Origin of the sequence: Microcystis aeruginosa NIES-2549, from assembly GCF_000981785.2 — a bacterium.
Classification (GTDB): Bacteria; Cyanobacteriota; Cyanobacteriia; order Cyanobacteriales; family Microcystaceae; genus Microcystis; species Microcystis aeruginosa_C.
Genome location: NZ_CP011304.1, coordinates 887,025 through 909,342, shown reverse-complemented (window position 1 = coordinate 909,342; position 22,318 = coordinate 887,025). Strand labels below are relative to the sequence as shown.

At 42.5% G+C, this 22,318-nt stretch carries 26 protein-coding genes; 10 read left to right on the top strand and 16 right to left on the bottom strand.

The window, feature by feature from the left end; all coding sequences use genetic code 11:
* Nucleotides 1–85: 85 nt before the first annotated feature.
* Nucleotides 86–724 carry an imidazole glycerol phosphate synthase subunit HisH gene (gene hisH, locus myaer_RS04300; RefSeq protein WP_046661094.1) on the top strand — a complete coding sequence of 213 codons (639 nt, stop codon included), beginning with the start codon at nucleotides 86–88 and terminating at the stop codon, nucleotides 722–724.
* Here the strand turns inward: hisH and myaer_RS04295 are convergent.
* Together myaer_RS04295 and myaer_RS04290 are read right to left on the bottom strand one after the other, a co-directional pair.
* Complete coding sequence (locus tag myaer_RS04295) at nucleotides 713–1,465, bottom strand: ABC transporter ATP-binding protein (RefSeq protein ID WP_002802598.1); 753 nt, start codon at nucleotides 1,463–1,465, stop codon at nucleotides 713–715. The two genes, hisH and myaer_RS04295, sit on opposite strands and share 12 nt — an antisense overlap.
* Nucleotides 1,466–1,562: 97 nt before the next feature.
* The gene (locus myaer_RS04290; RefSeq protein ID WP_046661093.1) at nucleotides 1,563–2,678 is read right to left on the bottom strand and encodes a branched-chain amino acid ABC transporter permease; all 1,116 of its coding nucleotides are present in this window, start codon (nucleotides 2,676–2,678) and stop codon (nucleotides 1,563–1,565) included.
* Between the two features lie 201 nt (nucleotides 2,679–2,879).
* On the opposite strand from myaer_RS04290, the gene myaer_RS04285 reads away from it, so the two are divergent.
* Nucleotides 2,880–3,536, top strand: coding sequence for a response regulator transcription factor (locus myaer_RS04285; protein WP_002802605.1), 657 nt, complete (start codon nucleotides 2,880–2,882; stop codon nucleotides 3,534–3,536).
* A gap of 14 nt (nucleotides 3,537–3,550) precedes the next feature.
* Here the strand turns inward: myaer_RS04285 and myaer_RS04280 are convergent, their stop codons facing one another.
* From myaer_RS04280 to myaer_RS04265, 4 genes are all read right to left on the bottom strand, one after another.
* The gene (locus myaer_RS04280; RefSeq protein ID WP_046663601.1) at nucleotides 3,551–4,069 is read right to left on the bottom strand and encodes a low molecular weight protein-tyrosine-phosphatase; all 519 of its coding nucleotides are present in this window, start codon (nucleotides 4,067–4,069) and stop codon (nucleotides 3,551–3,553) included.
* 2 nt (nucleotides 4,070–4,071) lie between these two features.
* The gene (locus myaer_RS04275; RefSeq protein WP_045361517.1) at nucleotides 4,072–4,365 is read right to left on the bottom strand and encodes a hypothetical protein; all 294 of its coding nucleotides are present in this window, start codon (nucleotides 4,363–4,365) and stop codon (nucleotides 4,072–4,074) included.
* 130 nt (nucleotides 4,366–4,495) lie between these two features.
* On the bottom strand, nucleotides 4,496–5,134 hold the full coding sequence (locus tag myaer_RS04270) for a hypothetical protein (RefSeq protein WP_046661092.1): 639 nt from the start codon (nucleotides 5,132–5,134) through the stop codon (nucleotides 4,496–4,498).
* Nucleotides 5,135–5,241: 107 nt separating this feature from the next.
* Nucleotides 5,242–6,834, bottom strand: a complete 1,593-nt coding sequence (locus myaer_RS04265) for a hypothetical protein (protein WP_046661091.1) — start codon at nucleotides 6,832–6,834, stop codon at nucleotides 5,242–5,244.
* A 355-nt stretch (nucleotides 6,835–7,189) separates the two neighbouring features.
* Here myaer_RS04265 and myaer_RS04260 point away from each other — a divergent pair, with 355 nt between their 5' ends.
* Both myaer_RS04260 and myaer_RS04255 read left to right on the top strand, forming a co-directional pair.
* Nucleotides 7,190–7,474 carry a hypothetical protein gene (locus tag myaer_RS04260; RefSeq protein ID WP_024968654.1) on the top strand — a complete coding sequence of 95 codons (285 nt, stop codon included), beginning with the start codon at nucleotides 7,190–7,192 and terminating at the stop codon, nucleotides 7,472–7,474.
* 211 nt (nucleotides 7,475–7,685) lie between these two features.
* Nucleotides 7,686–7,886, top strand: a complete 201-nt coding sequence (locus tag myaer_RS04255) for a hypothetical protein (protein ID WP_046661090.1) — start codon at nucleotides 7,686–7,688, stop codon at nucleotides 7,884–7,886.
* Nucleotides 7,887–7,955: 69 nt separating this feature from the next.
* On the opposite strand, the gene uvrC is transcribed toward myaer_RS04255, so the two are convergent.
* From uvrC to rfbC, 7 genes are all read right to left on the bottom strand, one after another.
* A complete protein-coding gene (gene uvrC / locus myaer_RS04245; RefSeq protein WP_046661089.1) occupies nucleotides 7,956–9,833 on the bottom strand; it encodes an excinuclease ABC subunit UvrC in 1,878 nt (625 codons plus the stop codon).
* Nucleotides 9,834–9,962: 129 nt separating this feature from the next.
* Nucleotides 9,963–10,400 (bottom strand): hypothetical protein, encoded by a 438-nt coding sequence (locus tag myaer_RS04240; RefSeq protein WP_042790379.1) that lies wholly within the window; start codon nucleotides 10,398–10,400, stop codon nucleotides 9,963–9,965.
* A 155-nt stretch (nucleotides 10,401–10,555) separates the two neighbouring features.
* Nucleotides 10,556–10,816, bottom strand: a complete 261-nt coding sequence (locus tag myaer_RS04235) for a hypothetical protein (RefSeq protein WP_002734814.1) — start codon at nucleotides 10,814–10,816, stop codon at nucleotides 10,556–10,558.
* Between the two features lie 80 nt (nucleotides 10,817–10,896).
* On the bottom strand, nucleotides 10,897–11,982 hold the full coding sequence (gene leuB, locus myaer_RS04230) for a 3-isopropylmalate dehydrogenase (protein WP_046661088.1): 1,086 nt from the start codon (nucleotides 11,980–11,982) through the stop codon (nucleotides 10,897–10,899).
* A 395-nt stretch (nucleotides 11,983–12,377) separates the two neighbouring features.
* Entirely contained in the window at nucleotides 12,378–13,451 is a 1,074-nt protein-coding gene (locus tag myaer_RS04225) for a glucose-1-phosphate thymidylyltransferase (RefSeq protein ID WP_046661087.1), read from the bottom strand.
* 4 nt (nucleotides 13,452–13,455) lie between these two features.
* Entirely contained in the window at nucleotides 13,456–14,331 is an 876-nt protein-coding gene (gene rfbD / locus myaer_RS04220; protein WP_046661086.1) for a dTDP-4-dehydrorhamnose reductase, read from the bottom strand.
* A 5-nt stretch (nucleotides 14,332–14,336) separates the two neighbouring features.
* Entirely contained in the window at nucleotides 14,337–14,882 is a 546-nt protein-coding gene (gene rfbC / locus myaer_RS04215) for a dTDP-4-dehydrorhamnose 3,5-epimerase (protein WP_046661085.1), read from the bottom strand.
* Between the two features lie 133 nt (nucleotides 14,883–15,015).
* On the opposite strand from rfbC, the gene bioB reads away from it, so the two are divergent.
* The 3 genes from bioB to lspA are packed head-to-tail and all read left to right on the top strand — an operon-like array spanning nucleotide 15,016 to nucleotide 17,214.
* A complete protein-coding gene (bioB, locus tag myaer_RS04210; RefSeq protein ID WP_046661084.1) occupies nucleotides 15,016–16,110 on the top strand; it encodes a biotin synthase BioB in 1,095 nt (364 codons plus the stop codon).
* Complete coding sequence (locus myaer_RS04205; protein ID WP_046661083.1) at nucleotides 16,082–16,732, top strand: biotin transporter BioY; 651 nt, start codon at nucleotides 16,082–16,084, stop codon at nucleotides 16,730–16,732. The genes bioB and myaer_RS04205 overlap by 29 nt, the downstream gene beginning before the upstream one ends.
* A gap of 11 nt (nucleotides 16,733–16,743) precedes the next feature.
* The gene (gene lspA / locus myaer_RS04200) at nucleotides 16,744–17,214 is read left to right on the top strand and encodes a signal peptidase II (RefSeq protein ID WP_046661081.1); all 471 of its coding nucleotides are present in this window, start codon (nucleotides 16,744–16,746) and stop codon (nucleotides 17,212–17,214) included.
* Between the two features lie 141 nt (nucleotides 17,215–17,355).
* Here lspA and myaer_RS04195 read toward each other — a convergent pair whose 3' ends face one another.
* The 3 genes from myaer_RS04195 to myaer_RS04185 form a co-directional block, all read right to left on the bottom strand.
* A complete protein-coding gene (locus myaer_RS04195) occupies nucleotides 17,356–17,568 on the bottom strand; it encodes a type II toxin-antitoxin system HicB family antitoxin (RefSeq protein WP_002776225.1) in 213 nt (70 codons plus the stop codon).
* On the bottom strand, nucleotides 17,552–17,797 hold the full coding sequence (locus tag myaer_RS04190) for a type II toxin-antitoxin system HicA family toxin (RefSeq protein ID WP_235614802.1): 246 nt from the start codon (nucleotides 17,795–17,797) through the stop codon (nucleotides 17,552–17,554). The genes myaer_RS04195 and myaer_RS04190 overlap by 17 nt, the downstream gene beginning before the upstream one ends.
* A gap of 195 nt (nucleotides 17,798–17,992) precedes the next feature.
* Nucleotides 17,993–19,786, bottom strand: a complete 1,794-nt coding sequence (locus myaer_RS04185; RefSeq protein ID WP_046661078.1) for a fatty acyl-AMP ligase — start codon at nucleotides 19,784–19,786, stop codon at nucleotides 17,993–17,995.
* 332 nt (nucleotides 19,787–20,118) lie between these two features.
* On the opposite strand from myaer_RS04185, the gene myaer_RS04180 reads away from it, so the two are divergent.
* Genes myaer_RS04180 through myaer_RS04170 form a run of 3 tightly spaced genes read left to right on the top strand, consistent with a single transcriptional unit; the run spans nucleotide 20,119 to nucleotide 22,242 of the window.
* Complete coding sequence (locus myaer_RS04180; protein ID WP_046661077.1) at nucleotides 20,119–20,841, top strand: Uma2 family endonuclease; 723 nt, start codon at nucleotides 20,119–20,121, stop codon at nucleotides 20,839–20,841.
* A 24-nt stretch (nucleotides 20,842–20,865) separates the two neighbouring features.
* The gene (gene purE / locus myaer_RS04175; protein ID WP_002802634.1) at nucleotides 20,866–21,399 is read left to right on the top strand and encodes a 5-(carboxyamino)imidazole ribonucleotide mutase; all 534 of its coding nucleotides are present in this window, start codon (nucleotides 20,866–20,868) and stop codon (nucleotides 21,397–21,399) included.
* Between the two features lie 42 nt (nucleotides 21,400–21,441).
* Entirely contained in the window at nucleotides 21,442–22,242 is an 801-nt protein-coding gene (locus tag myaer_RS04170; protein WP_002802635.1) for a tetratricopeptide repeat protein, read from the top strand.
* Nucleotides 22,243–22,318: the final 76 nt, after the last annotated feature.

Sequence of the window (22,318 nt, the reverse complement as noted above, 5' to 3'; positions counted from 1 at the left end):
TCCCATTTAACAACTTTTGATTCAAGGGCTAATTTAGTAGTGTGATTGCTCTAAAATAAGGTCATCGCCTGATCAGTATATAGCAATGACCTTAATCGCTGTCATCGATTATGACATGGGAAATCTGCACTCTGCCTGTAAAGGACTGGAAACCGTGGGTGCAGTGCCGAAAATTACCGATTCTCCCCTAGATCTCGAAAAAGCTGACGCTATTGTGTTACCCGGAGTCGGTTCTTTTGATCCTGCCGTCCGGCAAATTCGCGCTCGTCATCTCGAAAAACCGATCAAAGCGGCGATCGCTAATGGTAAACCCTTTCTCGGTATCTGTCTCGGTTTACAAATTCTCTTTGACTCATCAGAGGAAGGTCAAGAGGCGGGTTTAGGGATTATTCCGGGGACAGTGCGCCGTTTTCGCTCGGAACCTGGCATTACTATTCCCCACATGGGTTGGAATCAGTTAGACTTCACCCAGCCGGATCATGCTCTTTGGCAGGGATTACCCCCGCATCCTCACGTCTATTTTGTCCATTCCTATTATGTTGATCCCCTTGATAGTCATCTGACTGCCGCCACCGTCAGCCACGGCAGTCAAACGGTGACAGCAGCGATCGCTCGTGATCGTTTGGTGGCGGTGCAGTTTCACCCGGAAAAATCCTCGACTAATGGCTTAAAAATTCTGGCTAACTTTGTTCAACAGGTGCAAAAATTAGCTTTAGTCTCCTAAATAAGCCTTTAAAACCCGCTCGTTTTTTTGGATTTCGCTGGGAATGCCATCGGCTAAATTTGTCCCTTCTGCTAATACCCAAACGTAGTGACAAAGGGACATAATCACATCCATATTATGCTCGATAATTAAAAAGGTAATTCCCTGACGATTCCATTCAATAATATGGTCGCTGATTTGACCGATTAAAGTGGGATTAACTCCAGCGGCAGGTTCATCTAATAAAATTAATTTTGGCTCGGTCATTAGCGCTCGGCCAATCTCTAATAATTTACGCTGTCCTCCCGATAAAGCTCCCGCATAATCGTGCGCTTTTTCCCCCAGACCGATCGAATCTAATATGTCCAAAGCTTTGGCACGATTTTCCTGTTCCTGTTGGCGAATTTTTGCCCCCTGAAACCAGACTTTGAGAAAATTTTCGCCCGTTTGTCCAGGACTAGCTAAGAGCATATTTTCTAACACCGTTAATCGGGATAATACCCTGGCTACTTGAAAAGTTCTCACACATCCTTTTAGGGCAATTTGATAGGGAGGCAGCTGATGAATGGGCTGACCATCAAGAAAAACTTCCCCTTTATCCGGGCGAATAAAATTAGATAAAAGGTTAAAAAGTGTAGTTTTTCCGGCTCCATTTGGTCCGATTAACCCGGTGATGCTGCCTTGCGGCACATCCAAATAAGCATTATTGACGGCGCGAATGCCTCCAAAACTTTTCGATAATCCTTTGGCAGAAAGTAACATATATAAATTATGAATTATGAATTATGAAGTGGGAAGTGTTTTCAGTGAACAGTAATCGATGAACTGATAACTGATAACTGATAACTGATAACTGAAATTATTTTCCCAAAGTTAACTCCTCTTTTTTGCCGAGGATACCCTGGGGTCGCCAGATCATTAAAACCATGAGCAGCAGACCGATAATCATAATCCTTAAAGCCCCTAATTGGCTATCATTAAAAATATCTAATTGGGGTAGAATAAAGCGAGTTAGGGAATCGTAAGCCCAGAAAATTACTGCTCCTAGTAAGGTGCCGGCATTGCTACCAGAGCCACCGAGAATAATAATAATCCAAGCGTTAAAAGTCAATAACGGTTCAAAATTAGTCGGGTAAATGGTGGTTAATTGCCATGCTAAAAAAGCCCCAGCTAAACCAGCGATCGCACCGCCCAACATCAAAGATTGTAACTTATACCAAAAGACATTTTTTCCCAAAGCCCGGGGAATTTCTTCATCTTCCCGGATAGCTTTGAGGATGCGGCCCCAAGGCGATCGCAAAAGTAATTCTAAACCAGTATAAACGAGAGCGAGGAGTATTAAAACTACCACCATCAGCCCCGCTTTGTAATTATAATCATTCAAGGCAATTACACCGTTTATATACAGAAAAAGCAGTATTATCGACCCTAACAACCCCCAAAAGATTAAAGCTCTCTTTTGCGTCGGTTGATAGCTTTTACCGCTAATTTGCCCCGCTTCGCGCCATTGTCGTTGCAGATTGCGCCCCAATTGCCAGAGAGCAAAGATAGCAAGCAGGGTAAACAGAGCAATAATTAATAATTTGACGGGAAAACTGGGATTTATATCCAAAGGTAGGGGATAACGTTGTAGTCCGAAACTACCCTTCGTTAACCAATCCTCGTTAAGCACCAGCAAACGAATTAACTCAGACACCCCGATGGTGACAATCGCTAGATAATCGGCTCTTAATCTCAGGGTGGAAAAACCGATGGCTAATCCCAACAATGCCCCTAGGATCGCCCCGACAATAGCGGCAAAAATCATCGGTACACCCTGTAAAGTTAATAAAACCGTTGCATAAGCTCCTAAAGTGGCAAAAGCAACGTGACCAAAGTTAATTAAGCCAGTAAATCCCCATTGTAGATTTAAACCGAGGGCAAAAATCGCGTAAATACCCGCCCAAATTGTCAAGGAAACTAAATAATCTGTCATCTTAAGTAAAAAGTAAACAAGGGGTTGGGGGAGTGGGGAGATGGGGAGAAAAAATCTAAAAACTCACATCTGATCACTGAAAAAGCTGGTTACTGCTAGTATAATATCAGTTAAAACGGCCTCTGTAGCTTGATGGACAATTGTGGCGAGCGGAGGGTGCTAGGCTATCAATACCGAAAAAACCTTGTCCTGTTAATTTCTATGCCTCTTTTGATTCTAATTGCCGATGATGACCCCGGTATCCGCCTAGCAGTCAAAGACTATTTAGAATTAGCAGGTTATAGTGTGGTAGCGGCGAGTAATGGTTTGGAAGCTTTGAATTTATTGGATACCTATCATCCTCATCTTTTGGTATCGGATATAAAAATGCCGCGTTTAGACGGTTATTCTTTGGTGACTAAGGTGCGGCAACAGCCAGAATTTAGGTTATTACCAGTAATTTTTTTAACCGAAAGAGGGTCAACAGAAGAAAGAATTCGCGGTTATCAAGTGGGTTGTGATATCTATCTTCCTAAACCTTTTGAGATGGAGGAATTAAAAGCGGTTATTCGCAATCTTTTAGAGCGAGCGCAAATGGTGCAAAGCGAACGTCAATATCAGAAATTAAAACCAGAAGAAAGCCCCAAAACTAGGGATGTTTTAACTTCTTCTTTACAGGACGATTTTAAGTTAACTAATCGCGAGCGGGAAGTGTTAGAACATTTAGCCCGGGGACTTTCTAACAGTGAAATTGGGCAAAAACTGCATCTTAGTTCTCGCACGATCGAGAAATATGTTAGCAGTTTACTCAGAAAAACCAATACTAACAATCGGGCTGAATTGGTTCGTTTTTCCCTTGAACATAGATTAATCGATTAGCTGAAAGAAAAAACTTAAATTTTGTTTTTTACTTCCTCCAAAAGACTGCCACAGGAGTCTAAAAGTAGCTCGATTACGCGGTCAAAACCTTCACGACCACCGTAGTAGGGATCGGGAACTTCTTTTTCTGGGTGATAACGAGCATAGTCACACATTAACTTGACCTTTTCTTGATATTTTCCTGTCCGATCTAGGGATAAAATATCTTGATAATTGGATTTATCCATGGCTAGGATTAGATCAAAATTATCGAAATCCTCGCGGGTAAATTGTCTGGCTGTCCCTTGCAGAGGAATACCGCGTTTTTTGGCCGCCGTATTCATGCGAGAATCGGGAGGAGAACCGATATGATAACCGGCAGTCCCCGCAGAATCACAGAGGATTTTATTACCTAATCCTTCTTGTTCAATCAGATAAGTCATGATATTCTCGGCAGCGGGAGAACGACAGATATTTCCTAAACAGACGAAGAGTAGTTTATAGGGCATAAATTCACTGGTAGAATCATCACTAAATTGCCAATTATAGGGCATTTCTAACATCCCGATAAAGATTTATCCTCAAAAAACTCCTCGCTGTCCATTAACCTAATTTTGGCTAATCCCAAGCTTTCTAAATAATCTTGCCACCCTTGGGGGGTATCTTCGATCGCTAATAATCCTAATACCCTAGCTACGTCTGCTACCCAGGGTAGGGTATGAATTCTATAACCCTGCCAGTTTACTTCTAAGGATAACCAAGCGGGAATCTCTTGGGGGTTAAATTGTTGGCAGGCAAGATAATCAGCCTGAAAGCAGTAAATCCGAGGGGGTTTTTGACTCTCTAACAAGGTTAAACACTCCTTCTAATCTGGACATTAATCTCTTTCCTCATATTTTAGGGGAACCTCAGCATAATTTCTGTTAAATATGAACTTCTCTTGTCAAGAAATAGTTAAGTTTGCTCAAGAAAATTTACTCTTAATTCTCCCCTAAGCGAGGACGAATAATTAAATAAATTGCCGGACCGATTAGAGGCAAAAGGGAAATTACCGGCAACAGGAAAGGATTTTTTAACCCCCGTCGGGTTAGATCATCTTGCAGCAAAATTGGACATAATAGGGTTAAAAGACAGAAATCTAAACTCATAACATGAATAAAACGGCTAGTTTGCCACTGATGCCAAAAATCAGACCAATTGCCGTTAATTAATCCGTAAGCGATTAAAATTGCCGCAGTAATTAGGGCAATTACTCCCAACCAAGGTGAGTCTAAAAGTTTAATGACCAGATTTTTTTTACCGGTAAAATTGCTGTTGGGTTGACGGAGAGTTAGATAGGGTAAAATAGCGAAAGCACCCACGGCAAAGGAGGCAAAAGTAAAGGGCCAAGCGATGATTTTTTGGTCACGACCATCGATAATTAAAAGGCTAGTGTAGATAAGTGGCCAAACTCCCATCAGGTTGAAAAGAGAGATAATTAACGGGTTAATATTTTGCCATTTTCCAGTGGAAAGATCGATAATTAAATTTATTGTATCTGGTTGATCAGGGGGTGCTAGTAAAAAAGCGTATAATCCGAAGCCTAACCAAAGTAACCCGAGAATAATTTTTGTTAACATAGGAGTAGATAATTAGGTTAATTGAGTAATCGGGTCTTCAGCATATATATTACTAGAAAAGTGATCAAAAAATCAAGCAATATTAGCTAATCAATGATCGCTAATTTTTAGGGAAGACGACGAGGATTCATGGTTTCTCCTGGGGTAATTTCTGCACTTTGAGAGTGGAGTAAGCGAGTTTGTTCGAGGATAGTTTCTAAGTCTTCATCCGAGAATTCTTCTACATAGTTTAATTTCACTTCTTCTAGGAAGATAATTAATAACATCTCGATTCTTTCTAGACTGTGACGGGATTGTAATTCCCCGGCGAGAGATTGCCCGAAACGTTGGACTAATTGCTGTAATAAACGCTCAAAAACTTCGTCTTCCTGGGTAATCTTTTCCGCTATGTTAACAAAAGATTGATACAATTGACTAGATAGACGATTGCTCAAGTCAGTTTTTAATCCTTTCATACCGGGTAATCGCAATAAGCTTTGATAAGCGGGAGTTTGACTGAGAATTTTCTCGATATTGTATTTAATTAAAGCTTCTGCTTCCGGTTTAACTTGCGGTAAAACCTTATCAACAGTGCTATTAACTACTAACCGAAAAATTTCGATAACTTCATTAGTATCATTGAGATTATTATATCCACCACTAAGGGATTGATCGAGAAATTTCTCCACTTGTCCCCGTCGAATATATTCCTGTGTTTGATTAATAATTCTCAGAAATATTATCTCAGTAATATCTTTAGAAATTAGCGCGACTAAACCTTTAACTGCCTGTTCTTTAATCAACTTTAAGTTAATAATTTTAACTTGGTCTAGGCGAATAACGGTAGGAATAAATCGCAACCATCTCCAGATAGGAACAAACAGAAAAATATCATACCATCGCCATAACATAGCCTCGCGCCAACGCAGGCCTTTATGAGTGCGAGCAATCCACCAAGTTCTCAGCATAAATTCCCAGAAAAAGATGGTACCAAATAAAAAATCGATCGCCTCAAAGTTATCTATCGGTCTCCCATCTTCTCCCAGGGGACGAAAATAATTAGTTTCTATTAAAGGTTGAATTTCTTGATTGAAAAATTTCAACTCTTTTTCCCAGCCATTTTGACTGAGATAATCCCAAGTCCAAAACTTCTGAAAGGCTGCTTTTGCGGAAACATTTTCTGTTTTAAAAACCCGCAAGCGCATTTTATTTTTAATCTTTTCTAAAGTCCCAGTTTTCTCCGCCGAGGCAAAGGGATTATTATCGACCATATTGACACTATTCTGGCGCAAATTTTCTAAAATTTTCTCAATCTCTTGGCGATATTCTCCCAGATTAAACTCTGGGTTAAAGAGTTTTTGATTAATTATTTGATTAAGTTTATTAACTGTATCTAAATATTCACTGGTACTGCGATAGGGTTTAATCCCTTTCACCACATCATACTTAGCAATTCCTTTAACAAAGGGAATTTCTAGGGGTTTATCGGGAGGTATTTGTAATTCTTGAAAGGAAATCGGACCGAGTTTTATTGGTTCATTAAATCTTAATAAAGTTATTTGCAAGCGTCCCTGTAACCAAAAATCTCGCAGGGGAATATAAGTTAAATCGAAAATAACCAGAATATAATTACATAACACCAATAGGGCCATGCAAGTCTCAAAGAGATTGCGCGGGGAAAAACGACGGTTTCTGCTCACGGGGTTTTTAGTCAAAGTCATTAGCCTAGAAAGCACACTTTGACTATGGTAAACCGAAAACGCCTAATTTTTTTACCTGAAAGCGATATAAGTAGTTAAAAAAAGAGCGGTTAAACTTAGTTCTGCCTCAGCAATTAATAGATGTGGTCTTCTATTCTGTGATAGCATCCTAGCAGATTCAGTTATATCCCAAGTTACGGCGTTTTTCCTAAAGATGAAGCCTCGTAGCCTCCTAGGGTGTGTTAATAAAGTATTGACAATGTAAATACATCCTGCCTATACTACAAGTATGGATGTCTATTTTGTCCTAAGTGGCATTACTTTTGTTTGGAATGACGAGAAATCTAGAATTAACCCGCTCAACCATGACGGTATTATGAAAGTTGAGGCATTAAAAAAACGACTGGAGAAAAATCGCCCTATGACTACAATCACGATTCGTATTCCCGAAGATGTGATTGAAGATTTAAAGCGGGTTGCACCGTTGCTTGGTTTCTCAGGTTATCAACCTTTGATCCGTGCTTACATTGGACAAGGGCTGCGTGCGGATTTGGAGCGTCTAGAGGGAGATACAATTTCTGCTCTCGTTGCTAGTTTGAAGCGTCATGGTGTAAGTGATGAAGTGCTGCAAGAAGCGTTGAGTGAAATTACTCCGCGTTAGTCTAGGTTTTCGGCCTCCTAGGTTGAGTTAAGCGAAACAATACGGGGTCGAAAATGGCTCAATTCGATTGAAAAAGCGAAACCCAACCACCCCAACGGTTATTCTTAGTTGGGTGTAAAGCACCTTATCTGAGGTTAAAATTTATTCTTTCTAATTGTTGCTAGAAATGGGTTATGATGTTTATGCGTTTAGGCGCTAAAGGAGAAAAATCATGGTACGTTGGTCACTAACCGGATCAGCTTTAGGACAAAAAGGCGCAAAAAAGGGATACTTTGAAGAAACGTCACAAAGAGCGAGCTTTGAAGCAACCGTGGATTCTGTCCAAGAACGTAACTCGCGTTATTCCGAGGAAGAAATCGAAGAATCTATCAATGAGGCTATCCGAGAAACTCGTGCTGCGTCTCGTTCTTGATACCAATATTCTAATTTCTGCATTGTTACGCAAAAACACACCGCCTTATCTTCTTTATACAGCTTATCCCTACCTAGGATGAAAATAATTATAAATTTCCTTAGCTAATTGTTCCCCAATTCCTGTCACCTGTTGCAATTGTTCTAGGGAAGCTTCGCGAATATAATCCACCGAATGAAAATTAGCTAATAACTCCTTTTGTCGCTTAAAACCTAACCCCGGTATCTCATCCAAACGGGAACGGCGACTTTTTTGCATCCTTTGTTGTCGGTGAAAGCTAACAGCAAAGCGGTGCGCTTCATCCCTGACTCGACGCAATAATTGCACTCCGGGTTGTTCCTTATCCGTCTCTAAAGGAGAGGATTCCCCGGGTAAAAAAATCTCCTCTCTCTGTTTAGCTAAACTAACAACTTTTACCTGTTCTAATAAATTCATCTCCCCTAAAACTGCCACCACTGCCGATAATTGTCCCTTTCCCCCATCAATCATGACCAAATCGGGAAAATCATCACTTTCGGCAATATTATCGGTATTTTCGGCATAACGACGGAAACGCCGGCGAATTACTTCTGCTAAACTGGCAAAATCATCGGAATGGCCGATTTTAACCTCGGGATTTTTGATTTTATAGTGACGATAATGTTGATTAGCGGCCACCCCATCGATAAACACCACTGACGACGCGACTGCATTAGAACCCTGAATATGAGAAATATCATAACCCTCGATGCGGTGCGGCAGTGCCGGTAAATCGAGAATTACCGCTAAATCCTGCAAAGACTGTAAATCTCGGTCGGCGCTTCTTTTCGTCTTTTCTAACTCATAAAGAGCGTTTTTCTCCACCATAGCTAATAAATCCGCTTTACTTTGCCGTTGGGGGACAGTTAACTCGACTTTGCGACCTTTTTTTTCCCTTAACCACCCCGCTAACACCTCACCTTCCGGTAATTCGCAGGGTAACAGGATTTCGCTGGGAATTTCCACCCCTTCCACCGATAAATAATGTTCTTCTAGGACTTTTTGCAGGATTTCTCCCTCGTTTGCTGACTGACTATCGGCAAAAAATCCCAAACGTGCCACCAAACGACCAGAACGCACTTGGAATAATTGTATGCAACAATGCTGCTCGTCCTTAGCTAAAGCGATCGCGTCCCGGGATACGGTATCATCAGGTAAAGAGACTTTTTGATCGGTATTAAGGGCCTGTAATCCGCGAATTTGATCCCTAATCGTGGCCGCTTTTTCAAAATCTAGGTTTTCCGACGCTTCTAGCATCTTTGTCGCTAATTTCTCTAATAATTCTCCCGTCCTTCCCTGAAAAATCATCGCCACTTTCTGCAAGGTTTCCCGATAATCTTGGGGACTAATTAATTTTTGACAAACCCCCGGACAACGACCGATATCATAATTTAAACAGGGACGGTCTTTAAACAGAGGTTGGGGACGTTGACGCAGGGGAAAAGTGCGTTTAATTAGGTGTAAAGTGTGGCGCAGCAGCCTAGTATCGACGTAGGGACCATAATAACGGTCTTTTTGGTTATTTATCCTACGTTTGCGGGTGATAAAAATGCGCGGGTAGGTTTCCGACCAAGTAATACAAATGTATGGATATTTTTTATCGTCCTTGAGGAGAGTATTAAAATGGGGCTGATGTTGTTTAATTAGATTAGCTTCCAGGGCCAAGGATTCTGCTTCCGTGTCGGTGACGATAAATTCAATTTCTGTCACCTGTCGCACCATCAAAGCAATGCGGGGACTGAGGGGTTGACTGGGACGAAAATAGGAACGGACTCTAGACCGGAGTTTTTTGGATTTACCGATGTAGAGAATTTCGCCATTTTGGTCGCGCAGGAAGTACACTCCCGGTTCGAGGGGAATTTCCCGAAGACGATTTTCTAGGCGATCGAGGTCTTGGATTAGGGTAGAGTTAAGATTATTCCCGAACATTCTTTTTATAGTAACCCAGTGTACAACTATATTTTTAGTCTTGATTTACAAGGCTTTCAGAAATCACCAGAGATTAAAGTATCCTCTGGAACCCTGATTCTGTCATTGTTAGTTGCACATCGCGTAAATTTAATAATGTTTTTGACTATCTAGACCGCCATACTGCCAATAGCGATCATCATCACTTCCTCTGACCCGCCCTAATACCTTTCCTGAGTCGTCATAGCATTTATACCATGTATAACCAAGAAAATTACTATTTTTTTTAACCCTTCTCGTCTCTGGAGCATATTTTCTGATTAGTCGCTGAATATCAGGCTTATAATCTTGAAGAACACGATCTAGCTCTTTGTCGTCGTTTGGTGGCGGTGGTGGCGGTGGTGGCGGTGGCATTGTCCCCAATAGGTGATCAATGGTTTTGACGCAATCAAGAAAAGAGGAAATATTGCGTGCGATACATTCTCCTGTTTGTACAATCACAATGGCGTAGCCGTCACCGTGATTAATAACGCCATAAGGGCCTTTGACAGTTACAAATTCATTTGGGATTGGCTTGATGTCACTCATAGAACTACTTCTTTTTGTAATTACTAAAGTTAATATATTACGCTCTGAGCTTCTTGTCTCTCCTTAGTTGCACATCGCGTTAGTAAACAAAAAAATTACGTCAGTGGGTATTAGCTGACGTTTGGCAAGATATTCGGGGCAAATCTTCACAAAAATTAATAGGCTTCTGATTCGATTTGCTTAATCGGGACGAAACATTCCCCGGGGAGAAGAATCGGTTTATTGTTAAAAATCAATTGGCCGCGATGATTGTCGCGGTTAATAGCGACACCGAAAGGACGTTTACTAACTCTGCTATTGAGGGTACAGTAGATGCGATAAATGCGTCTGGCTGCCCTTAAGACAGTAGGATCTAACAAAATTGGGATTTCCATATCGACACGTTGTTGTTCTGTTTTCTCAGATAGGGCCACCATATCACTCGTCTCCCCACGATTAAATTGAGATATTTATTAAATCAATGGTATATGACGATTTCTGAATTATGCCACTTTTGTTAGGATTCTAAAACTTTCAGGATGGCCTGGCCCATAGCCTGGCATCCTACTAAGGTCATACCCTCCGAGAAAATATCTCCAGTACGATAACCGAGGTCTAAGACTTTTTCTACGGCTTTTTCCAGTGCTGCTGCCGCTAAAGGCTGATTTAGCCCATATTTTAACATCATAGCAGCGCTGAGAATTTGGGCGATCGGATTGGCTTTATCTTGGCCGGCGATATCCGGGGCCGAACCGTGGACGGGTTCAAAAACTCCCACCCCAGCAGTCCCTAAACTAGCGGAGGGTAACATTCCGATACTACCAGTTAACATGGCCGCTTCATCGGAGAGAATATCACCGAATAAATTGCCCGTGACGATAGTATCAAATTGTTTGGGGGCACGGACTAACTGCATGGCTGCGTTATCGACGTAGAGATGGGAAAGTTCCACATCGGGATAATTAGCGGCGATTTTCGTCACCCGGTCGCGCCAGAGTTGGGAAACATCGAGAACATTAGCTTTATCGACGGAACAGAGTTTCTTGCCGCGTTTTTGGGCAATTTCAAAGGCCACCTTAGCGATGCGGTCTACCTCTGATTCCAAGTAAACCATGGTATTTACACCGCATTTTTCTCCCGTTTCTGTCTCAAAAATCCCCTTCGGTTGACCGAAGTAAACACCCCCGGTCAATTCCCGGACGACCATGATATCCACTCCCTCGATAATCTCCCTTTTGAGACTAGAAGCGTCGATTAATTGCGGAAAAATGGTGGCAGGACGCAAATTAGCAAAAAGACCTAAACCAGATCTTAAGCCTAATAATCCCGTTTCTGGCCTTTGCTGCCGGGGCAAATTATCCCATTTATAACCCCCGATAGCAGCCAGGAGAACAGCATCACTATTTTTACAGGCGCTCAGAGTTGCTTCGGGGAGGGGACTGCCGGTTTCATCAATGGCTGCCCCTCCAATTAAAGCGGTTTGGAAGTCAAACTGGAGGTCAAATTTTTTAGCGATGACTTTCAGTATCTCTACGGTGACAGCGAGGATTTCCGGCCCGATGCCATCGCCGGGTAGTAGGGTAATGCGATACTGTTGCGTCATAGTTCTAGAACGGTAAAATAGGTCAGACTCTTGATCATAACATAGTTAGGGTGGGCTGAATAAATATAAAAACCTTGTTGGATAAGGCTTTTAGACTTTTTTCCCATCAAAAAGTGCCAGCGATTGGAGTGATTGGGGGGAAAATTCAGGCACTTTTTCCCTGAAAATCGGTAAAATCCTACACCCTACACCCAGGAAAAACTTGGCTCTCCTAGGTTTGGTGGGTAAAATGTATTCTAGGATACATTTCTCCTAGCGAGGGGGTGGAACGAACCACAAAGACACAAAGGACACAAAGATCGATCCTATGTAAGTTAAACTAATCACACAGAACCTAGAAGAGCCAAAACTTTTTGCCGCAAACCCTAATTAAAGGGGCAGTTAATCCCCGATAACTAAACTAATTCCACATGGGAATCATCCCCAATCATAAAGCGTAAAGCCTTGGGACGTTGGGGAGCAATTTCTAATTTTGCCCGTCGTCCAATCACACTATCAACTATGCGCTGATGAATGCCAATAATCGTGGCATCTTTGAGAATTACACTGTGTTCTATGTCGGCATCGATTAATTTTACTCCATTAGCTATACTACTATAGGGACCGATAAAACAATTCTCAATCTGACAATTTTCTCCGATAATGACAGGCCCGCGAATGGTACTATTAATAATTTTACTACCCTGACCAATTTGTACTCGTCCGATCACCTGACTATTAGGATCAATTTCTCCTAGTAAAGCGATTTCTAGACTGGTATCGAGGATAATCCGATTTGCTTCTAATAAGTCATCTTTTTTACCCGTATCTAACCACCAACCCAGTAGTTTATTGGCTTCTACTGCTTTATTTTGATTGATTAATTCTTGGATAGCGTCGGTAATTTCTAACTCACCCCGGCCCGAAGGTTGAATAGATGCGATCGCTTGGTGAATGGTGGGAGCAAAAAAATAAATCCCCACCAAAGCTAAATTTGAGGGAGGTTCTTTGGGTTTTTCGACTAGGTATAAAACCTTGCCGGTTTCATCTACTTTTGCCACCCCAAAAGCACTAGGATTAGACACTTTTCGCAGCAGAATTAAAGCATCAAGGGACTGTTTTTGGAAAGAGTCTAAAAAGGGCGATAAATCATCCTCAATTAGGTTATCACCCAAGTACATAATAAAGGGGGAATCTCCTAGGAAAGATTGGGCAGTTTTAACCGCGTGAGCTAATCCCGCCGGTTGGTCTTGGCGAATATAAGTGATCTTAGCTCCAAACTGTTCACCACTGCCCGTGGTCTGACGAATTTCTTCCCCAGTTTCGGGACTGATAATAATGCCAATATCGGTAATTCCTGCGGCGACAATTGATTCGATTCCATACCATAAAATCGGTTTATTGGCCACGGGAACTAACTGTTTTGCCCCAGTATAGGTTAGGGGACGTAACCTCGTACCTTTACCACCGGATAAAATTAGTGCTTTCATAGTTTTAAAGATTAAATAGTTGGTTGAGCATAGCTTTGAGAGAATCTCGCCAATAGGGAGGAATATAACCCAATTGTTGCGAGATTTTTTGACTGGAAAGAACCGAATAAGCCGGACGCACTGCTGGGGTAGGATATTCAGCAGTAGTAATGGGAATTACTCTCTGAATTTTTAAGGGAATACCGCTTATTTTTGCCTCCTCAAAAATCGCTTTAGTTAAATCAAACCAACTGGCAACACCGCTATTAGTAAAATTATAGATTCCTGGGGGATTATCGGCATTAATTAAAAGCTGAGTAATGGCCGTGGCGATATCTTTTGCCCAAGTGGGACTTCCCAGCTGATCAACAACTACTTTTAACTCCTCTCTTTCCTTGCCTAATCTCAGCATAGTTTTGACAAAATTACTTTTGCCATAACTGCCGTAAACCCAAGCAGTCCGCAGGATAATTGCCTGAGAATTAACAGTTTTAATCTCCTCTTCTCCCCTTAACTTTGATTGTCCATAAACCCCTAAAGGATTAGTTAGATCGGTTTCTAGATAGGGGGTATTTTTTCGACCATCAAACACATAATCGGTGGAAATATGGAGAAATTTAGCTTTAGTTTTCTCGGCAGCTTCCGCCATGATTTTCGGAGCTATAGCATTGATAGAATAGGCTAAATCTGGCTCGGTTTCGGCTTTATCCACTGCCGTGTAAGCGGAGGCATTAACGAGATAATCGGGGTGAATTTCCCTAATTAACTGGCCGATTTTTTCCGAGTTGGTTAAATCTAGTTCTTCTCGACCGATACTAATAACTTCACCCAACTGCGGTAAAGTTACCTGTAACTCTTGTCCTACTTGACCTTTAGCACCAATTAATAAAACTTTTTTCATTGTCTTTAGGGGAAAACTTCCACGGATTTAAAGGGTTGTCCAGCTTGGTCTTTAGGGGAGAGAATCGGCGGGGTCTCTAGAGGCCAGTCAATCCCTAAATCGGCATCATTCCATAAAATAGTTTTTTCGTATTGGGGATAATAATAATTAGTGGTTTTGTAGAGAAATTCTGCTCGCTCGGAGAGGACTAGAAAGCCATGGGCAAAACCTTCGGGAACCCAGAAAATACGTTTATTTTCCGCACTTAAAACACAGCCTACCCATTGCCCAAAAGTGGGGGAACTTTGACGCGCATCCACGGCCACATCAAAAACACTACCGCTCACTACTCGCACCAGTTTACCCTGGGGATTGGGAATTTGATAGTGCAATCCTCGCAGGACATTTTTTAGGGACATAGAGTGATTATCCTGGACAAAAGTGGTATTAACCCCAGTTTTCTCTCGAAAATCTTTCTGATTAAAACTCTCCAAGAAAAAACCTCGATCGTCTCCGTAAACTTGCGGTTCAATAATTAAAACATCAGGAATTTCCGTGGGAATAACTTTCATAAAATCGGAGACAAGATAACTTTTGCGGGTAGTCTAGCACAAAAGGGCATTTTTTTCTAAAGTTTTTTATTAATCTTTCCCAGGTAACTGAATAATGATAAGATGAGCCTAACTTAGTTAGAGCATAAACGACGTGGTACAAGTCTCTACACACAGCGCTACTCAATCTATCCCCATGGAGGGAGAAGCCTTAAAAAACTGGTTACAGACTAGGGCTAATCAGATTATCGCCGGCGATCGACTCAGTAAGCAAGAGGCCCTGGCTTTAACTGCGATCGAAGGTCAGGAAAATATTTTCAGCTTATGTGAGGCTGCTGATCGCATTCGTCAGGCCTGTTGTGGCAATACGGTGGATTTATGTAGCATAATCAACATAAAATCGGGAAGTTGTTCGGAAAATTGTAGTTTTTGTTCCCAATCCGTCCACCATCCCGGCCAAGATTCGCCTATCTACGGTTTAAAAAGTCGCGAGGAAATCGTCAGCCATGCGAAAGCGGCAGCCGAAGCGGGGGCCAAACGCTTCTGTTTAGTTAGTCAAGGTCGGGGATTAAAGTATAATAGCCCCAAATCCAAGGAATTCGAGGAAATACTGGCCACAGTTCAAGAAATCATCGAAACCGCCAAGATTAAACCCTGTTGCGCCTTGGGAGAGTTAACCCTCCCCCAAGCCCAGGCCTTAAAAGAAGCCGGAGTTACCCGTTATAATCACAATCTGGAGGCTTCCGAGAATTTTTATCCTAACGTCGTCTCCACCCACAGTTGGCAGGATCGGGTAGAAACGGTAAAAAACCTGAAAGCGGCGGGAATTCAGGCTTGTACTGGCGGAATTATCGGTATGGGGGAAAGTTGGACTGATCGCATTGATTTAGCTTTTTCTCTGGCGGAATTAGAAGTGGAATCAGTGCCGATTAACCTATTAAACCCCAGAAGTGGCACCCCTTTAGGTCATTTACCCAAACTGGACCCTTTTACTGCCCTAAAAGCGATCGCTATTTTCCGGTTTATCTTACCTCAACAAATCCTCCGTTATGCTGGGGGACGAGAGGCAGTGATGGGAGAATTGCAAAATCTGGGGCTAAAATCGGGAATTAATGCTATGCTGATTGGGCATTATTTGACCACTCTAGGACAACCCCCCCAACAGGATCAGGCGATGTTGGCTGATCTTAGTTTAATAGGAGGAGAAGCCCCCATCCCCGGTGAATACCAACCCCAACAGGCAACCTAAATCACGTCGAGGAGGAGAATCTCCGCCCCGGCGCTCTTCCGCATCGGTTCCCAATGAGTTACTCTGGGCTTTGATTGGTTTGCTGCTGACAATTTTTAGTACATTTGTTCCAGTCAGTCTAGCTAGTTGGTCGGCTACGGGTCTATCTTCGCAAAAACTAGGCATAACTTACCAAATTGGCGCAGTATTATTAACGGGCTGTCTGGGGGGCAAAAATGCCGGGCTTCTCGCCCAGGTGGCCTATATTTTTCTCGGTTTAACTTGGTTGCCGGTGTTTGCCCAGGGTGGGGGAATGGGTTATCTGAAAGAAGCCAGTTTTGGCTATATTTTAGGCTTTATGCCGGGGGCATGGCTGTGTGGTTGGCTGGCTTTTCGCTGGCGTGCCAAGATAGAAACCCTAGCTTTAAGTGCTTTTGCCGGTTTGTTAGTGATTCATCTGTGCGGTTTATTATATATGCTGGGATTGTCGATTTTTCAGCCCCAAGCCGGTCAAATCACCTTTCCCGATAGTTTGCCCACCCTATTTATGAATTATTCAGTCTGGCCATTTTTAGGGCAGTTAGTAGTAATTTGTGTGGTGGCAATTATTGCCTTTTTCTTCCGTAAATTATTATTTTATTGATGCCACAGCCAATGTTAAAAAAGAATCGCTGGTTTTGGATAGTGGCGGTGATTGGTCTAATTTTAGACCAAGTAACTAAGTATATAACCGTGCAGAGTTTTGAGCAAATTGGTGATACTTTCCCGATTATTCCGGGGGTTTTTCATTTTACATTTGTGATTAATACCGGGGCGGCTTTTAGTGCTTTTCGGGGCGGTGTTGGTTGGCTAAAATGGCTATCCTTATTAGTTAGTTTGGGATTAATGGCTTTTGCCTACTTTGGACCGCATTTAAATCGTTGGGAACAATTGGCCTACGGTTTTATTTTAGCAGGGGCTTTCGGCAATGGTATCGATCGCTTTTTGTTTGGTTATGTGGTGGATTTTCTCGATTTTAGATTGATTAATTTTCCTGTTTTTAATCTGGCTGATGTCTTTATCAATATCGGGATTATTTGCCTCTTAATTTCTACCTTTCCCCACAAGTCGCCTCGTTCTAAGTAGTGCCTTGCGATGAGATAATATACCCGATAATTAATCATAGTGTTTAGGTTATTTCATAATAACTATGCCCGCTTCTTACTCAAGGCAATTTCTAATTTTATTGCTATCGACAACACCCATTTTCCCTATTCCTGTGCTTGTTCAAGCAAATAATAAACGTCCTTTAGGTTCAGGAATTTCTCGGCCTAATTCCTGTGCTGTTTCAATCCATTGTTGAATAATGATTTCAGCATTTTGCACAGCTTCTTGATAAGTTTCTCCATCAGCCATACATCCTGCAAGTTCTGGAACTTCAACGATAAATAGTTGATCCTCATTACTCCAGTAAATAATCAGTTCATAACGAATTTTCATCTTGATATCCTAACTTATATTTTAAAATCAGACTACGAATTTGCTTAACTTGATAGGCTTTTGCTTTTCCTTGTTTGGGTTGCAGATTTAAAATTTCTTCAACTCCTTCTTTAGTAAAAATATGATGACTTCCTCCTATTCGTTGATCAAATCCTAATTTCCTCAGTAGTTGACAAAGTTGCTCGAAGGGAATGTTAGCATCAGAATTACCTAAAAGAATTTTAATCAATAATTTATCCTGTTTACTCATACATCCAATACATATACAAGCAAAATAGTCGGCTCTCTCAACATCATGGTATAAAGTGTTTGTAAATGTGAAATTTTGGGCGTTTACTCTAGCTTTCTCCCTAACTTTAATCCCTAACCTAATCCTAACACGATTAGTTATCCTCGATCGGGTGAGCAATGCCCACCCGAAAAACTATGCTTCTGTTTCAGAAATAGAGCGATCGAATTTACTAACTAACTGAGGATTTTCTGACCAAGCATCGATAATACTAATATTCCCATTGAGAAAATTCTGTTTAATAGCGCGGCGTTGAATTTTGCCGCTGGCAGTTTTGAGAATTGTTCCCGATTTAGCCAGAACAATCGCATGGGTCATAATTTCGTGTTCTTCGGCGATTTCCTGACGAATATCAGCAATTAATTTGGCCGTATCTAATTCGCCGCTGCGACGTTCTAATTCCTGGACAATAACTAACTGTTCTTCCCCATTATCTTCAATAGAAAAAGCGGCACCATAATCGGGACGAAAAACCTCATTAAGATGCTGTACTGACCATTCTAAATCCTGGGGATAATGATTACTACCACGGACAATAATTAAATCCTTAATCCGTCCCGTGATATACAATTCCCCATCGAGAAGAAAACCTAAATCTCCTGTGCGTAAAAACGGTCCTTCTCCTGTATCAGCAAGATAAGCTTGAAAAGTCTCTTTGGTTGCGTCTTCCCGTTGCCAATATCCAGCGGCCATACTGGGGTCACTGGCCCAAATTTCGCCCACTTCATCGGCTGCACAAAGGGTGAAAGTATCGGGATTAACGATAGCTATACGGGTATCACAGACGCGACGACCACAACTGGGGACGTATCTAACTCCCGTGGTTAGATCAGAGCCTACAGGGACAATTTTACCGCGTTCGTAGGCGGTTGCATCCAAAGCGGTGATAATTGGGGTGGTTCCCTTGGGTTTATTGGAAATCAACAGGGTATATTCAGCTAATCCGTAGGCAGGGGCGAAAGTTTGCCAAGAAAAGCCATAATCGGCAAAAGTATCGACAAATTTGGCCATAACCTTCGGATTAATCGGTTCGGCGGCATTTCCCGCGGCCTGCCAACTGCTCAGGTCTAATTCCGCTAAATCGGCAGCTTTAATCCTGCGAGTACAAAGATCATAGGCGAAGTTGGGGGCCTGACTATGAGTAACTTTGTACTTAGTAATATTTTTTAACCACTGCATCGGACGCTTAATAAAAGCAAAGGGAGACATGAGATAGCAGGGTGTACCGTTGTAGAGGGGGACGGTGATACCTTCCACTAACCCGTAATCGTGAAAATAGGGCATCCAAGTGAGGGTAACGCTATCCGGTTCGTAACCACAAGCTTTTTGCAAGTAACCGCAATGGTGCATCAGGTTAAAATGACTTAACATCACTCCTTTGGGGATATTAGTCGAACCGGAGGTATATTGCAGATAAGCAAGCGCCGATTTATCCACCTGGGGATCTTGCCATTGGTCCGCTAGGGAAATATCAATACTTTCGGTAGTAATCCATTTCATTTGGTCGAATTCTGGGAATTCTTCCTTAACACCTTCAATAAGAGTCAGAATACTTTCGGTAACTAGGGCAAAGGTGGCATTAGCATCCTTGACAATTGCTCGTAAACGGGGCAAAGTGCGCTTAAGTCGTCCCGATTCCGGTGGGGGGACGGGAATGGCAATCACTCCCGCGTAGAGACAACCACAAAAAGCGGCCACTACTTCTAAACTTTGAGGATAGAGTAATAGGGCGCGTTCCCCTTGGGCCTGGTATTTTTGCAAATAGGCGGCGATTGCTCTTGCTTGGCGATCGAGTTCACTGTAGGTTAAAGGTGGGGTTTCTTTTCTACCATCGATAAGAAAAGTGTAGGCATGGCCCTCCGGTTGTGCCGTGGCGCGGTAACGTAAGAGTTCTACTAGGGTGGCAGGTTGAATTAAGGTTTCAGTCATCGTTGTTATCGGGCTTATTGGGGGCCATTGTATAGAAGTTTTAAGATATTTGCCCATGGCGCTAGGATAAAGTGCGAAAGGCGATCGGTCAAGGTATAGGATTAAGTTATTGGTTATAATTAAATTAAAAATGGATTTTAGGTTCGATCCCCCCTGCCCTCCTTGATAAGGTAGGGTTGATTCATGAATCAACCCTACCCTTGATAAGGGGAGGTGTCTGATGATTTTTAACGCCTACCTACTTAAGTTATTGGTAAAATCCCCCCCGCCTTATCTGTGCAATTGTGGTAAAAAGCTATAATTAATCAATCCTAAAATATCGGGAAAAAGTCATGACAGCCCTAGACATGATCCCAGATGTCACCTATCTCCCCACAGATTTATGGAGTGATGAACCACCCTTGGAAAGTGATCTACACCTGCAACAGATCATCATTCTCCTTAGTTGTCTAGAATTATTATGGCGCGAGAGGAGTGATTACTACGCTTCGGGAAATCTAACCATCTACTACAACGAGGAACAACTAAAAAAACGCGATTTCTGGGGTCCCGATTTTTTTGTGGTTTTAGATACCGAAAAACGCCCCCGCAAAAGTTGGGTGGTTTGGAGAGAACAGGGTAAATATCCGGATGTAATTGTCGAGATTCTCTCCGATTCTACGGCCAATATTGACCGCAATAACAAGAAAATTCTCTATCAAAATACCTTTCGCACTCCTAATTATTTTTGGTTCGATCCCAATACTTTAGAATTGCAAGGATTTAGACTAATTGAGGGACAATATCAAGCCATTTCTCCCAATGAACAGGGTTATCTCTGGAGTGAACAGTTAGGATTATATTTAGGGATATTTGACCGTAAACTGCGTTATTTTACCGCCGATGGTCAATTAGTCCCCACTCCTCAAGAAGCTGAGTTACAGCAACGACAGGCAAAAGAACAGGCTATTTTAGAGAAAGAACAGGCTCTTTTAGAGAAAGAAAGGGAACGTCAGGCTAAGGAAAAATTAGCCCAAAAACTACGAGAATTAGGCATCGATCCCGATACAATTTAGGGGAAATATTATTTTCTAGTAACTATGGTGACAGCAGCGCCCCTAGTGGGTGTGATTATGGGCAGTGATTCCGACTTACCCACCATGAAAGAAGCGATCGCAGTCTTAGAGGTTTTTCAGATTAGCCACGAAGTCGCCATCGTCTCAGCCCATCGTACCCCCGAAAAAATGTTTGAATACGGCAAAAACGCTCATTTAAGGGGAATAAAAGTGATTATCGCCGGAGCCGGCGGCGCTGCCCATTTACCCGGGATGGTGGCATCTTTAACCCCCTTACCCGTGATTGGAGTTCCCGTAGTCACGCGCACTTTACAAGGGTTAGACTCTCTCTATTCAATTGTACAGATGCCCGCAGGCATTCCCGTGGCCACGGTGGCGATCGGTAATGCCAAAAATGCCGGACTTTTAGCGGTTCAAATTCTCGCCACTGGTAATGCTGATCTTTTAGAGCAAGTTATCGCCTATCGTCAATCCCTCACCGATTCCGTCCTCGAAAAACAAAGCAATCTTCAACGACTAGGCTATCAAGACTATCTAGGGCAGAGTTCACCTAAGTAGGGTAGATTGAGAAAAGATTAAGTAACAAATTATGAAGTAATTATGCGTTGGATCACCGCTTGTGTATTGAGTCTATTGCTCTTTTTTGCCCTACCCATAGCGGCTTATGCCGATAGCCCGACTATTAGCGAAGAACAGATTAGAGAAGGGGAAGTTATCGCCGAAAAAGCCCTAGAAGCCACAGAAAAAGGCGATTACGCCCAGGCCGAAAACTATTGGACCGAATTAGTCGCCAAATTCCCCACTAACCCCGCCGTCTGGAGTAATCGCGGCAATGCCAGAGTCAGCCTCAATAAATTAGAGGATGCGATCGCTGATTTTAACCAAGCGATCGCCATTGCCCCCGATGCCCCCGATCCCTACCTCAATCGCGGCACCGCTTTAGAGGGAGAAGGCAAATATCAAGAAGCGATCGCCGATTATAATAAAGTTTTAGAACTAGATCCCAATGATGCCTTTGCCTATAACAATCGCGGCAACGCCGAAGGCGGTTTAGGGGACTGGGAAGCCGCCGTCAAAGACTATCGCCAAGCCACTCAACTGGCCCCGAATTTTGCCTGGGCGCAAGCTAATCTGGCCCTGGCCCTGTACGAATTGGGCAGATATCCCGAAGCAGTCCAAAAAATGCGGAATATTGCCCGCAAATACCCCATGTTCCCCGATGTCAGAGCCGCCTTAAGCGCCGTTTTATGGACCCAAGGACAACAGGGAGAAGCGGAAAGCAATTGGGTGGCCGCCGTTGGCATGGATACCCGCTATCAAGACCTTGATTGGGTAAAAAGCGTGCGTCGTTGGCCGCCGAATATGGTTCTAGCCTTAGATAAGTTTCTTAACTTAAAGTAAAGAATTACTAAATAGTAACTTTTCTAGCAGTAGCGGGGCTGAGGGGCCAATTATCCTAAAATCAGCGACTAAGATA

Coding starts and splice junctions, on each gene's coding strand:
- myaer_RS04260 (WP_024968654.1), top strand. CDS start 7,190: ATGAAAGTTGAGGCATTAAAAAAACGACTGGAGAAAAATCGCCCTATG.
- myaer_RS04255 (WP_046661090.1), top strand. CDS start 7,686: ATGGTACGTTGGTCACTAACCGGATCAGCTTTAGGACAAAAAGGCGCA.
- lspA (WP_046661081.1), top strand. CDS start 16,744: ATGTTAAAAAAGAATCGCTGGTTTTGGATAGTGGCGGTGATTGGTCTA.
- myaer_RS04225 (WP_046661087.1), bottom strand. CDS start 13,451: ATGAAAGCACTAATTTTATCCGGTGGTAAAGGTACGAGGTTACGTCCC.
- myaer_RS04240 (WP_042790379.1), bottom strand. CDS start 10,400: ATGAGTGACATCAAGCCAATCCCAAATGAATTTGTAACTGTCAAAGGC.
- purE (WP_002802634.1), top strand. CDS start 20,866: ATGGTGACAGCAGCGCCCCTAGTGGGTGTGATTATGGGCAGTGATTCC.
- myaer_RS04195 (WP_002776225.1), bottom strand. CDS start 17,568: ATGAAAATTCGTTATGAACTGATTATTTACTGGAGTAATGAGGATCAA.
- leuB (WP_046661088.1), bottom strand. CDS start 11,982: ATGACGCAACAGTATCGCATTACCCTACTACCCGGCGATGGCATCGGG.
- uvrC (WP_046661089.1), bottom strand. CDS start 9,833: ATGTTCGGGAATAATCTTAACTCTACCCTAATCCAAGACCTCGATCGC.
- myaer_RS04290 (WP_046661093.1), bottom strand. CDS start 2,678: ATGACAGATTATTTAGTTTCCTTGACAATTTGGGCGGGTATTTACGCG.
- myaer_RS04265 (WP_046661091.1), bottom strand. CDS start 6,834: ATGACTTTGACTAAAAACCCCGTGAGCAGAAACCGTCGTTTTTCCCCG.
- myaer_RS04170 (WP_002802635.1), top strand. CDS start 21,442: ATGCGTTGGATCACCGCTTGTGTATTGAGTCTATTGCTCTTTTTTGCC.
- myaer_RS04280 (WP_046663601.1), bottom strand. CDS start 4,069: ATGCCCTATAATTGGCAATTTAGTGATGATTCTACCAGTGAATTTATG.
- myaer_RS04270 (WP_046661092.1), bottom strand. CDS start 5,134: ATGTTAACAAAAATTATTCTCGGGTTACTTTGGTTAGGCTTCGGATTA.
- myaer_RS04185 (WP_046661078.1), bottom strand. CDS start 19,786: ATGACTGAAACCTTAATTCAACCTGCCACCCTAGTAGAACTCTTACGT.
- myaer_RS04285 (WP_002802605.1), top strand. CDS start 2,880: ATGCCTCTTTTGATTCTAATTGCCGATGATGACCCCGGTATCCGCCTA.
- rfbC (WP_046661085.1), bottom strand. CDS start 14,882: ATGAAAGTTATTCCCACGGAAATTCCTGATGTTTTAATTATTGAACCG.
- myaer_RS04235 (WP_002734814.1), bottom strand. CDS start 10,816: ATGGTGGCCCTATCTGAGAAAACAGAACAACAACGTGTCGATATGGAA.
- myaer_RS04180 (WP_046661077.1), top strand. CDS start 20,119: ATGACAGCCCTAGACATGATCCCAGATGTCACCTATCTCCCCACAGAT.
- myaer_RS04295 (WP_002802598.1), bottom strand. CDS start 1,465: ATGTTACTTTCTGCCAAAGGATTATCGAAAAGTTTTGGAGGCATTCGC.
- rfbD (WP_046661086.1), bottom strand. CDS start 14,331: ATGAAAAAAGTTTTATTAATTGGTGCTAAAGGTCAAGTAGGACAAGAG.
- hisH (WP_046661094.1), top strand. CDS start 86: ATGACCTTAATCGCTGTCATCGATTATGACATGGGAAATCTGCACTCT.